Origin of the sequence: Alkalihalophilus marmarensis DSM 21297 (genome assembly GCF_000474275.2) — a bacterium.
In the GTDB taxonomy this organism is placed as follows: Bacteria; Bacillota; Bacilli; order Bacillales; family Bacillaceae_D; genus Alkalihalophilus; species Alkalihalophilus marmarensis.
Genome location: NZ_ATAE01000047.1, coordinates 1 through 12,986 on the forward strand (window position 1 = coordinate 1; position 12,986 = coordinate 12,986).

Genomic DNA, 12,986 nt, shown 5'->3' on the forward strand with positions numbered 1-12,986 from the left:
AAATTCGACCAACCACTCTCAGAAAACAAAAGGACTTTTTCAGTGGCCTCGCCTAGAGCAGGGCTGAGATCCCACAGGGCAAAAAGCCCGAGGAAGCTCAGCAGCTCACCGCGGAAAGCGAAGCATATTTCAGGAGCGATGCGCTTACTCTTCACTCTCGCATTTGACAGCTTTTCATTAGGCCCTCCATGAGCAGAGGTGAGATCCCGCCGTCCAAAAGAAGCCTCGGGAAGCTCACTAGCTCCCCACGGAAAGCGAAGTATATTTCAGCAGCGGCGAATCCGCTATAACCCTTGTTTGCCATTCTTCGTTAAATAAGCTTTGAACCTATAGTAAAAACACAAAAAAGACGACCTACATTCTTTAAGTATCCGTGAATGGAAGTCGTCTCCGTTATTTAAATATTACTCAATTCCTGCTTTCACTTCTTCTACCATTTCAGAAACAGCCGTTAAACCGCCGCTTGTGATGTACCAGTTTACCGGATCTAGGTAGACAATATTTCCTTCTTCATATGCACGAGTTGTTTTGACTAACTCATTTTCAATCGTCTGCTGACCTGATGACTCACCGCCAACGACTGCCGCACGATCGATGACAAATAAGTACTCAGGATCTTGCTCTACAATGTACTCAAACGAAATATTTTGACCGTGGTTTGTTACCTCGATTGAATCATCTGTAGGAGCTACACCAAAGTCATCGTGAAGAAGACCAAAGCGAGAACCAGGACCATATGCGCTGATATCGCCATCATTAGCCATGATTAAAAGTCCGCTTGTTTCACTTGCTGTTGTTGCTTCATGCAACTCTTCGATTGATTGCTCAATTTCAGCTAATTTCTCTGCCGCTTCCTCTTCTTTTTCAAAGATTTCAGCTAAAGTCGTTACATTTCCTTTAAATGATTCTACATAATTTGTCGTATCAACACCCATAAAGATTGTCGGTGCGATTTCGTTTAACTCTTCGTACGCTTCTGATGCACGGCCGCTAATAATAATCAGGTCCGGCTCCATTCCATAGATTGCTTCAAAATCAGGCTCAAATAAAGTACCTGCATTTTGATAGTCTTCCCCTTTATACTTCTCAAGATAATCAGGTACATTTTCTTGAGGCAATGCTGTCACATTTACACCTAATGTATCTAATGTATCAAGAACACCCATATCAAACACAACAACCGTTTCAGGATTTTTAGGAACAACCGCTTCTCCTAAATCATGTGTAACAGTGACTTCAGACGCTTCTGCATCGGCATCTGCCTCAGCTTCTTCTGTATCTTCAGCTACCCCTTCTGTTTGTTCCGCTTCTGCATTCACATCGGCTGCAGCTTCTTCTGCATTTTCACTTCCGCATGCTGCAAGAACCGCTGCAAAGATTACTAATACGAACATGAACATAATTGGACGTAATGTTTTTCTCATCTTACCCACCCCTATATTTTCTTTTTTTATTTATTTAATAGAATGACGGTTGATCATCCTTCTATTACGAAATAAATTAACACGCTTTAAACAAAATACACGCAGACTCTTTGGTTATTAATATCATTAATCTGGATATCCATATCATAGATTTCCTTTAAAGCATCGTTATTAATAATCTCGTGAGTCGGCCCTTCCTTAACGACTTTGCCGTCTTTTAATGCGACAATGTAGTCTGAGTAAAACGAAGCAAAATTAATATCATGAAGCACGATAATGATCGTCTTACCGAGTTCTTTAACCATACGCTTTAACACTTTCATAATTTGTACAGAGTGCTTCATATCTAGATTATTTAGCGGCTCATCCAATAGAATATACTCGGTATCCTGAGCAATAACCATTGCAATAAATGCACGCTGTTTTTGCCCGCCGCTTAACTGATCTAAATACTTATCTTGGATGTCACGAAGCTCCATATAATCTATCGCCTCATCAATATACTTCCAATCTTCTTTTGATAGATTACCTTTTGAGTAAGGAAAGCGGCCAAAAGAAACAAGATCTTTAATCGTTAAGCGGATGTTAATATTATTTGCTTGTTTTAAGATGGATATTTTCTTTGCGAGATCTCCACTTTTCGTTTCATTGATCTTCGCATCATCAATAATGACTTCCCCTGTATCAGCATCAATAAGACGGCTGATCATTGAGAGCAGCGTACTCTTACCTGCCCCATTCGGCCCAATAAAAGAAGTAATTTTGCCTTTTTGAATTTTCACGGAGACATCATCAACAACTTTTTTCGTACCATACAGTTTTGAGACCTTAGTAACTTCTACCATTTTTTACTCTCCTTTAATAAAAGATAGAGGAAATATACACCACCGACGAAATTCACGATGACACTAAGCGGAGTCGCAAATGAAAAGATTCGCTCTACAATTAATTGACCGCCAACTAAAGCAATAATACTAATCAGCATAGCAGCTATGATAATGTAGGAGTGCTTATAGGTTTTCATAAACTCATAGGCGACATTTGCGACTAATAATCCTAGGAAAGTGATTGGCCCTACTAGAGCGGTTGCAATTGAGATCAGCATTGCGACGATGACTAGGAGACGCTTAATCACATAATCATAATCAACCCCTAAATTAATCGCATGTTCTCTGCCAAGCGAGAGTACATCTAAGTACTTGTTAAACCTGAAATAATAAAGACTGATCAAGAAAAACAAGATGATAGAAAGCCATAATAGGTCAGTATTGACGTTATTAAAGCTTGCGAACATCCGGTTTTGCACCGACAAAAATTCATTCGGGTCAATAATAACCTGCATAAAAGTAGACAGGCTGCCAAACAGCGTCCCAAGGACAATCCCTACTAATAACAAGAAGAATATATTCTGGCCGCCTCTTTTGAATAATGTTTTGTAAAGCAGGCCAGCAAATAACATCATTACGATCACTGATATCCCGAAGTTTAGATGCTTATTTAACACCATCACACTCGTAGAGCCAAACATGAAAATAAGAAAGGTTTGGATCAGCATATACAAGGAATCAAGCCCGATAATACTAGGCGTTAAAATTCGGTTATTCGTAATCGTTTGAAAGATAACCGTTGAAAAGGCAATCGCTGCACCTGTGATAACAATGGCAAAGATTTTCGTTCCTCTTCTAGGAAGGGCGTATTCCCAGTTGTTTAAATCGAGGAATAAAAAGAGTACAACAAGTGTAAGCGACAATCCAGCTAGTACAATTAACTTCGTTTTATAACCCATATTTTTTTCTCCCGAGTAGAAGATAAAGAAAGATTCCGCTTCCAATCACACCGACAGTTAATCCAATTGGAATCTCGTACGGATAAATAATAATACGCCCAAGAATGTCACAAAACAGTACAAATACAGCTCCTAGAAGCGCCGTGTGCGGCAGGTTCTCTCTTAAATTATCTCCTTTATAAATCGTTACAATGTTTGGAATGATCAGTCCTAAAAATGGAATCATTCCTACAGTTAAAACAACAACTGCAGTAATGGCAGCAACAATTACCAGGCCGATATTAACTACCTGCTTATACTTCAAGCCTAGATTCTTTGAAAATTCCTCACCCATTCCAGCAATCGTAAATCTGTTAGCAAATATGTACGCGACAATCAACAAAGGAATACTGATATAGAGCAATTCATAACGACCGCGGATAATGACCGCAAAATTCCCTTGCAGCCAGGATGACATGTTCTGAATCAAGTCATAACGGTAAGCAAAAAAGGTGGTCACCGATCCGACGATGTTTCCAAACATTAAGCCGACAAGAGGAATGAAGATTGTATTTTTAATTTTGATCCGCTCAAGGATTTTCATAAAAATGAACGTTCCTGCCAGCGCAAATAAAAAAGCCACAATCATCTTTTGCAGCGGGCTTGCTGAAGCAAATAAAATCATGCTCACTAGAATACCCAGTCTTGCTGAATCAAGTGTTCCTGCGGTTGTCGGTGAAACAAACTTATTTCTTGTCAGCTGCTGCATGATCAATCCGCAGATACTCATCCCAACGCCTGCGATGATAATACTGATCAGACGCGGAATCCGGCTCGTTAAGAAAATATGTTTTTGCTCGTCTGTCATACTGAATATTTCTAAAGGCGAAATATCAGATACTCCTACAAATAAGGAACCAAATGACAATAGGATAAATAAAAGGACTAAGTATTTAATCTTCATAGCTCTTCCTAACTTGGTTTAACGATTTAAACACATTATTTTATTGATATTCATTATCATTCTCAACAACAATGATATTCATTATCAATGAGAATGTCAATCATTCTTATTTAATTTCTCTTACTTTTTTCAAGAAACTAATCAATTGTTCTTAAAAATCACATAAAAAAAAGCCATTCTCAAATGAGAATGGCTTACTAAGAAATTATGCTTGTTTTGATTTACGGTATTGGCCGCCTGAACGATTGCCTTGACCACCTGAGCGACGGTCACGGTTACGATCATCTTTACGGAAGCTGCCGCCAGGACGACGACGATCACGATTGCGGTCATCACGGCGTCCGCCGCCGCTGCGGTATGGCTTGCCGCTGCCGCCTGAACGATGCTTTTTCACACGTAAAGGTGCTTCACCCGTTAATTTCACATCTGTAGTATCTGGCTCTTTTGTAAGAAGCTTTAATGCTGCAGCAAGTGCTGTTGTCGCATCAGATTCTTGTAGAAGATCCTTAGCAATTGCACGGTAAGCATCCGCTCCGCCGTCAGCAATTAATCCACGAAGCTGCTCAACAGCTAGCTCTTGCTGGCCTTTAATCGCTTCTTCATACGTTGGAACTTCACGAAGAGTCATTTTCTTTTTAGACACTTGTTCAATTGTTTTCACGTGCTCACGTTCCCTAGGTGTAGCAAACGTTAAAGCTAATCCTGATTTACCAGCACGCCCTGTACGTCCAATACGGTGAACGTAGCTTTCAGGATCTTGCGGCAAGTCAAAGTTATACACATGAGTAACGCCTGTGATATCTAATCCACGTGCAGCTACATCTGTTGCTACTAACACATCAACAAGTCCGTTTTTAAATTTACGAAGGACACTGTCACGCTTTGCTTGATTTAAGTCACCGTGAATTCCTTCTGCACGATATCCGCGCTTCGTTAACGCTTCAGAAAGCTCATCAACACGACGCTTCGTACGACCGAACACAATGGCAAGCTCAGGCGTGTGAATGTCAATGAAACGGCAAAGTGTATCAAACTTTTGACGTTCATGAACTTCAACGTATTGCTGCTCAATGTTCTCCATTGTTACTTCTTTAGATTTAACAGCAATCAGCTTAGGCTCGCTCATAAATGTTTGTGCTAATTTCTCAATACGCTTTGGCATAGTTGCTGAGAAAAGTAATGTTTGGCGCTCATTAGGCACTTCACTTAAGATTGTTTCGATATCTTCAATGAAGCCCATGTTTAACATTTCATCCGCCTCATCAAGTACAACTGTTTCTACTTGTCCTAGACGAATTGTTTTACGACGCATATGGTCCATTAAACGACCAGGCGTTGCTACAACAACATGTGGCTTATTTTTAAGGTCACGAATCTGCTTACGCATATCTTGTCCGCCGTATACAACTACAGTACGAACACCTTTGTATTTACCAAATTTAAATAATGACTCCGCTACCTGGTTTGCAAGTTCGCGAGTCGGTGCAAGAATTAATGCTTGCACGTGATCATTTTCAATATTAATGCGATCAATTAACGGTACACCAAACGCTCCGGTTTTCCCCGTACCTGTTTGTGCTTGACCAATAATATCTTTACCTTCTAGGGCTGTTGGAATCGTAGCCGCTTGAATCGGAGTTGCTTCCTCAAAACCCATTTGTGTTACTGCTCGAACTACCTCAGAGTTCAAACCAAATTCATAAAAAGTTGCCAAATCGAAAATCTCCTTTATCTTATCTGATTTTAGCGCCTTGGTGAGCCTATCCTGCGACACGTAAAAGATGTCACATAAAAGAGTTCAATCACCTCTTTTGGCTCCCCGTAAGCCTAACATCTTCTCTATTAGCTATTATATACGTACGTAGAAAGACCATACCCCACAACGATCTGGAATATGGTCGTTAAAACGATGCTATGTGTCGCCTATTCCCAAAAAGGTCGGCGCAAATTTCCTTTTAAAAACAAATTCAATCATACCACGTGGGTTATAGAAAAGCAACGTAAGGAAACTTTATTATTTTGTTCACTAACTAAAATCCCACTATTTACACCCAAAAAAGCAGCCCCTTATTAATAAGGCTGCCCCAAATAGATCATTTTATGCTAATCGGTACACTCTCGCCTCATAAGGACGAAGAGAATCGAGCGAACTGTTTATTGTATAATTCGCAAGTACGAGCGAAGAGTCTTCTGATAAGCCTAGGCTTCTTAAGTCCACCTCAGCCTCTTTACCAAACATGTTCACAAGGATCACATATTTCTCATCACCGAGTGTCCGCGTATAGGCATATACTTCTTTATGCTCAGGGAAAACTAGATCATACCGGCCATACATTAAAACGTCTGTTGATTTGCGGAGGGCAATCATCTTTTTGTAGTAATGTAAAATGGAGTCCTCTAGCTGTTCCTGCTTTGCTACATTAATGTCACTGTAATTAGGATTCACACCAAACCAAGTCGATTCTGCTGTAGAGAAACCAGCATTTTTCGAGTCATCCCATTGCATCGGCGTTCTCGAATTATCGCGGCCTTGCTCCCAGATAACCTTCATGATCTCTTCATGAGAACGGCCCTTAGCAGTTTCAATCCGATAGAAGTTTTTCATCGAGACATCATCATACTCTTCAATCGTATCAAATTGTACATTCGTCATGCCGATCTCTTGACCTTGATAAACAAATGGCGTGCCTTGCATGAAGAAAAACATCGTTCCAAGTGCCTTTGCACTCTCAGACCAATACTCTTTATCATTCCCCCAAGTCGATACACTCCGGGGCTGGTCATGGTTTTCAAGGAATAATGCATTCCACCCTCGGCCTTCTAACCCTTTTTGCCATTTAGTCAGTGTTTCTTTTAAGGAAATAAGATCGAGCTCACCGCCTGTTTCCTTTCCCCAAAGACCTAGATGTTCAAATTGGAAGATCATATTAAAAGCACCGCGATCTTCTCCTACCCAATCATCTGCTTGATCAAGCTTTACACCGTTCGCTTCCCCAACGGTCATCACATCGTATTTAGCTACCGTTTCATTTTTCATTTCTTGAAGGAACTTGTGGATTCCCGGGCGATTCATATGTCCATCAAAAGAAGGGACATAATCAAGCCCTTTTGGGTTAGGAAGATCAGGCAGCCCGTCGATTTTCTTGATATGCGAAATAGCATCAACGCGGAAACCGTCAATTCCCTTATCCATCCACCAATTCATCATGTTATACAGTGCCGCGCGAACATCACCGTTTTCCCAATTTAAATCTGGCTGTTTTGTAGAGAAAATATGCATGTAGTACTGCTTTGTCTTCTCATCATATTCCCATGCCGGTCCGTTAAAAATTGACTCCCAGTTGTTAGGCTCACTTCCGTTTGCACTTGGATCACGCCAAATATACCAATCACGTTTTGGATTATCGACGGATGAGCGTGATTCGATAAACCAAGGATGCTCATCAGACGTATGGTTGATAACTAAATCAATAATCAGCTTCATATCACGATTATGAACTTCTTTTAACAGTTGATCAAAATCATCCATATTACCGAAGTCTTCCATAATATCTTGGTAATCACTAATATCATACCCATTATCATCATTCGGTGAACGGTACATTGGGCAGATCCAGATCACATCAATTCCTAGACCTTTAATGTAATCAAGCTTTTGGATCACCCCTTGCAGATCACCAATCCCATCACCGTTCGAATCCATAAAGCTTCGTGGATACACTTGATAAGCAACTGCCTCTTTCCACCATTTTCTATCCATCTGAATCCCTCCAACTGTTTATCTTTCAAAATAAAACGTTTACATTATTTGATATTTATAAATTCATTTCTGCCTTAGCAACGTATGTTGACAGCTTTAGACAAACGTTTGCGCATTTTCTTTGCTCATTTATTATAGAACGGATTATAAAAAGTTACAATGCTTTCTCTTGATTACCTCTTAAAATCCCTAACGAAAATAAACGAAACCATCCTTATTTCACTGCCCTCCACAAAATTTAATATTGCCTTTTAAACAAGGCAGGACAACGATCTAGAATAAGAACTGAGAGAAAACGTAGTAAAAAACACTTGCAAGTTAAAAAAATCTCTACTAGAATAACTCCTGAGCAAACGTTTGCATTAGAGCGCACAACTTGCTTTTTGAAAACGGATTCTGAAAACGATTTAATTTATATTTATTAAATATAACTTTAGTTAATTGAGGAGGATTTACATGAGACAGCTTATTTCATTTGATTTTTGGCAAAAGCTAGGGAAAGCATTAATGGTTGTTGTAGCTGTTATGCCTGCTGCAGGGATTATGATCTCGCTTGGGAAACTCATTGCGATGAGCGGCGGCGATTTGGCAGCAGTTGCAACAACTGCCCGCGTAATGGAAGACATCGGGTGGGCGATTATCACTAACCTTCATATTCTATTTGCTGTTGCAATAGGTGGTTCGTGGGCAAAAGAGAGAGCAGGCGGAGCTTTCGCTGCAGTGATTGCTTTCATTTTAATTAACCGTATTACTGGTGCATTATTTGGCGTTAATAATGATATGCTGCAAGACCCTGAAGCAACGATTACGTTCTTTGGCCGTGAATTAGTTGTTAGCGATTACTTTACATCAGTACTCGGAGCACCTGCCCTAAATATGGGCGTATTCGTTGGTATTATAGCTGGTTTCTTAGGAGCTGTACTATTTAATAAATACTATAACTTTGATAAGTTACCGCAATCTTTATCATTCTTTAATGGAAAACGATTTGTACCTTTTGTCGTGATATTTGGATCTACTATTACTGCACTTGTTCTGTCATCATTCTGGCCGTTTGTGCAAACGCTGTTAAATGACTTTGGACAATGGATTGCAACTTCACGAAATACCGCACCTGTCATTGCACCGTTTATTTTTGGTACACTAGAGCGCTTATTGCTGCCATTTGGACTTCACCATATGTTAACGGTACCGATTAACTATACAGAACTTGGCGGTACGTATGTAATTCAAACAGGTGAAAATATCGGTCGTGTGGTTGCCGGGCAAGATCCGCTTTGGCTTGCGTGGGTAACAGACTTAACAAACATGCTTCGTGCTGGCGATGTGGCTGGATATAATCAATTACTTGAAGAAGTTACACCTGCACGCTTTAAAATTGGTCAAATGATTCTTTCATCTGCTGCCCTGATTGGTGCTGCATTAGCGATGTATTTAAATGTTGATAAAGGAAAGCGTCATAAATATAAGCCTATGTACTTATCTGCTGGCTTAGCTGTATTTTTAACCGGGGTAACAGAGCCGATTGAGTTCATGTTTATGTTTGCAGCTCCACTTCTTTATGTGGTCTATGCTGTATTAACTGGTTTTGCATTTGCAGCTGCTGATGTCATTAACTTGCGAATTCACTCATTTGGATTTATCGAGCTATTAACAAGAACTCCAATGTCAATTTATGCAGGCCTTGCTCGCGACCTTCTGAACTTTGTCGTTGTCTGCCTTGTATTCTTTGGATTAAACTTCGTTGTCTTTAATTTCTTAATTAAGAAAATGAACCTTCCAACACCAGGACGTAACGGAAACTATTTAGAAAACGAAGAAGAAGGAAAAGGCTCTGCTGAAAAAGCGGAAGTAAGTAAAGACGGCCTTGCCGGCAAGATCATTGCCTTACTTGGCGGAGAAGAGAATATTGAAGATGTAGATGCATGCATGACGCGACTTCGTGTAACAGTAAAAGATCCAGAAAAAGTAGCAAAAGAAGCGGAGTGGAAAGAAACGGGCGCCCTTGGTTTGATCGTGAAAAACCGCGGTGTTCAAGTGATTTATGGTCCAAAAGCAGATATAATTAAGTCAGATGTACAAGACCGATTAGGAGCGTAGATGCCTTTGAAACTGTTAACATTAAACGTTCACGCATGGCAGGAAGAAAATCAAGAAAAAAAGCTCGATCATCTAGCAAAAACAATCTTTGAAGAACAATACGATGTCATAGCTCTGCAAGAAGTAAGTCAGCATCGCAATCAAGATGCGGCAGACGGTAAAGTCAAGGCTGACAACTACGGGCTCATTTTACAGAAGAAGCTAAAAGAGCTCGGCTCCCCTCCATATGAAATGGTCTGGGCTCCGTCTCACTTCGGATATGAGGTGTTTGAGGAAGGCATTGCCCTCCTCACACGCCATCCTATTATTAAGTCACATGACTTTTATGTAACGAAGAGCCGTAAAATGACAAATTGGAAATCAAGAAATATTGTTGGTGCTGTCATTGAGATCGATAACAAACCGATTCATTTCTACTCTTGTCACCTTGGCTGGTGGGATGATACAGAAGAGCCCGCACGCGGTCAAATGGATGAGCTGCTAAAGCAGATGCCAGCTGATGGGCGAGTATTTTTAATGGGTGACTTCAATAATCATGCCGATGTGCGTAACGAAGGGTATGATTACCTTATTCAAAAAGGTCTTTATGACACCTTTACATTAGCGAACGAAAAAGATTCTGGTGTTACTGTTGAAGGAAAAATTGCCGGATGGGATCAGAATAAACAAGGATTACGTATCGATTTAATCCTAACAAACCAAAAAGCAAACGTATTTTCCTCAAAAGTGATCTTCAACGGGCGCAATCGTGACATTGTTTCTGATCATTACGGTGTGGAAACTGTTATTACTGAATAAATTGTATGGTGTAAAGTGAGCAGGCTTAATGGCGGCTCACTTTTTTTATGAGTTCTCTTCACTTTGAGCTGCAGCACTAAACCCTTTCATGAAATAAGCAGCGGGTAAGAGCAGGCCAAGACTAGCTTGAATAATAGAAAAAAATCTCGCACTTCCAACAGGGACAAGATCCCCGTAACCAATGGATAACATTGTTACCCCGCTGAAATACAGAAAATCTAAAAAGGTTTGTTCAGCAATTTCACCAGTCGGATCATTAATTAGAAGAACAGGCTCATGAAACGAAAGGAAGTAATAGAGAAAGGCAAAGCCGAATGTAATCCCTACTAGGACGAAAAATAATTTATAAAATAGAGTCGGGCAAAAGTAGCTCTGTTTATAGGATTTACTTGAAAAGAAATAATAAAGATTTCCGATTAAAAATAAAATCGTAATGGCTATTAACAGCATTGAAACCACGCTCATCCCCCCTCTCCTACCTTTTTCACTAATGAAACAGGTACAAACCTCTAATTTATCTAACGTTTATTAAAGGAGATATTTGGGAAAATCCAAAAGAGATACGGATACTATAGCAGAAGGAGCGGATCAGTTATGAAAACATCACAAGCAAACATCCCAAGTGAAAAAGGATTAGATAACAGCCTCTCACTCCTTAAAGACGGCTATTTATTTATTCACAAACGTGCTCAAGACTTTCAATCAGATATCTTCAAAACAAGGCTGATGGGTGAAGAAGCGATTTGCCTCAGAGGTGAAGATGGAGCCAAAGTTTTTTATGATAATGATAAGTTCAAAAGGGAAGGCGCTGCCCCAAAACGTGTTCAAAAGACTTTATTTGGAGAGGATGCCATTCAATCCATGGACGGGGAAGCGCACCGTCACCGTAAGCAGCTATTTATGTCATTAATGTCTCGTGAACGTCTTCAAGAATTAAATGAAATTACGCGCGCTCAATGGCTTCTTTACATAAAGAAATGGGAAACGCAAAAGAAAATTGTCCTGTTTGATGAAATGGAAGCGATGCTGACTAAGGTTGCCTGTGAATGGGCTGGAGTGCCGTTAGAAGAAAAAGAGGTAGAAAAGCGTACGAAGGATTTTGGTGACATGATTGATGCTTTTGGAGCGGTTGGTGTACGCCACGCCCGCGGAAGAAGCGCAAGGAAGAGAACGGAAGCATGGATAACGTCCTTAATTGAAGAAGTCAGATCTGAGCAGCGGAGTCCTCGTGAATCAACGGCTCTTTATCAAATGGCTTGGCATAAGGAACTGGACGGGACCTTAATGGATGCTAAGATGGCCGCTATTGAATTAATCAATGTCATCCGTCCAACGGTTGCGGTAGGTCGTTTTATTACGTTTGGGGCTGTTGGGCTGCATGAGTTTCCAAAAGAACGCGAGAAGCTGATGCAAGATCAAGATAGCACATACAGTCACCTCTTCACTCAAGAAGTGCGTCGTTATTATCCGTTTGCTCCCTTTACTGGCGCGAGAGTGAAAAAGGATTTCACGTGGAACTCTCATCAATTTAAAGAGAACACACTCGTTTTGCTTGATATATATGGGACCAATCGCCACCCAAAACTATGGGAGAGCCCTAATGAATTCCGTCCTGAACGATTTAAAGGCTGGGAAGGCAGTCCTTTCTCCTTTATTCCTCAAGGAGGCGGCGATGAGCATAAAGGGCATCGCTGTGCAGGCGAGTGGATCACGATTGAATTAATGAAAATCAGCTTATCTCAATTGGCTCAGAACATTACGTATGACGTGCCGAAGCAGGATCTTTCGTATGATTTAAGCAGAATGCCAAGCATACCGAAAAGCCGCTTCATTATTCAAGACGTACGAAGACGACAATAATAAAAAAGAGGCTGGAAAAAATCTCTTGAAAACAAATGTATGTTAGAGGAGAATTGCCGCTGCTGAAATATGCTTCGCTGGGTTACTGCTTTGTATAATTATCATATGGACTGATATAGTTATATCTTCAAGCTTTTTTAACCTCAAATGCCCTAAACATGAGTTATAGCATAGGCGTCGCTCCTGAAATATACTTCGCTTTCCGTGTGGAGCTGGTGAGCTTCCTCGGGCTAAAGCCCTGTGGGATCTCACTCCTGCTCTAGGCGAGGCCACTGAAAAAGTCCTTTTGTTTTCTGAGAGTGGTTGGTCGAATTT

At 40.5% G+C, this 12,986-nt stretch carries 10 protein-coding genes; 3 read left to right on the top strand and 7 right to left on the bottom strand.

The window, feature by feature from the left end; genetic code table 11:
* Positions 1-404: 404 nt before the first annotated feature.
* From A33I_RS16875 to A33I_RS16900, 6 genes are all read right to left on the bottom strand, one after another.
* Positions 405-1,424 (bottom strand): siderophore ABC transporter substrate-binding protein, encoded by a 1,020-nt coding sequence (locus A33I_RS16875; protein ID WP_022629510.1) that lies wholly within the window; start codon positions 1,422-1,424, stop codon positions 405-407.
* Between the two features lie 86 nt (positions 1,425-1,510).
* Entirely contained in the window at positions 1,511-2,269 is a 759-nt protein-coding gene (locus tag A33I_RS16880) for an iron ABC transporter ATP-binding protein (protein WP_022629511.1), read from the bottom strand.
* A complete protein-coding gene (locus A33I_RS16885) occupies positions 2,263-3,210 on the bottom strand; it encodes an iron chelate uptake ABC transporter family permease subunit (protein WP_022629512.1) in 948 nt (315 codons plus the stop codon). The genes A33I_RS16880 and A33I_RS16885 overlap by 7 nt, the downstream gene beginning before the upstream one ends.
* Complete coding sequence (locus tag A33I_RS16890; protein ID WP_022629513.1) at positions 3,200-4,153, bottom strand: ABC transporter permease; 954 nt, start codon at positions 4,151-4,153, stop codon at positions 3,200-3,202. Before A33I_RS16890 ends, A33I_RS16885 begins: the two co-directional genes overlap by 11 nt.
* A gap of 205 nt (positions 4,154-4,358) precedes the next feature.
* The gene (gene cshA / locus A33I_RS16895) at positions 4,359-5,867 is read right to left on the bottom strand and encodes a degradosome RNA helicase CshA (protein ID WP_022629514.1); all 1,509 of its coding nucleotides are present in this window, start codon (positions 5,865-5,867) and stop codon (positions 4,359-4,361) included.
* Positions 5,868-6,251: 384 nt separating this feature from the next.
* Positions 6,252-7,913 carry a glycoside hydrolase family 13 protein gene (locus A33I_RS16900; RefSeq protein WP_022629515.1) on the bottom strand — a complete coding sequence of 554 codons (1,662 nt, stop codon included), beginning with the start codon at positions 7,911-7,913 and terminating at the stop codon, positions 6,252-6,254.
* A gap of 456 nt (positions 7,914-8,369) precedes the next feature.
* On the opposite strand from A33I_RS16900, the gene A33I_RS16905 reads away from it, so the two are divergent.
* A complete protein-coding gene (locus A33I_RS16905; protein WP_022629516.1) occupies positions 8,370-10,013 on the top strand; it encodes a PTS transporter subunit IIBC in 1,644 nt (547 codons plus the stop codon).
* Positions 10,014-10,019: 6 nt separating this feature from the next.
* On the top strand, positions 10,020-10,811 hold the full coding sequence (locus A33I_RS16910; RefSeq protein WP_031311785.1) for an endonuclease/exonuclease/phosphatase family protein: 792 nt from the start codon (positions 10,020-10,022) through the stop codon (positions 10,809-10,811).
* A 45-nt stretch (positions 10,812-10,856) separates the two neighbouring features.
* On the opposite strand, the gene A33I_RS16915 is transcribed toward A33I_RS16910, so the two are convergent.
* On the bottom strand, positions 10,857-11,276 hold the full coding sequence (locus A33I_RS16915) for a potassium channel family protein (protein ID WP_022629518.1): 420 nt from the start codon (positions 11,274-11,276) through the stop codon (positions 10,857-10,859).
* A gap of 129 nt (positions 11,277-11,405) precedes the next feature.
* Here A33I_RS16915 and A33I_RS16920 point away from each other — a divergent pair, with 129 nt between their 5' ends.
* The gene (locus tag A33I_RS16920; RefSeq protein WP_022629519.1) at positions 11,406-12,671 is read left to right on the top strand and encodes a CYP152 family fatty-acid peroxygenase CypC; all 1,266 of its coding nucleotides are present in this window, start codon (positions 11,406-11,408) and stop codon (positions 12,669-12,671) included.
* Positions 12,672-12,986: the final 315 nt, after the last annotated feature.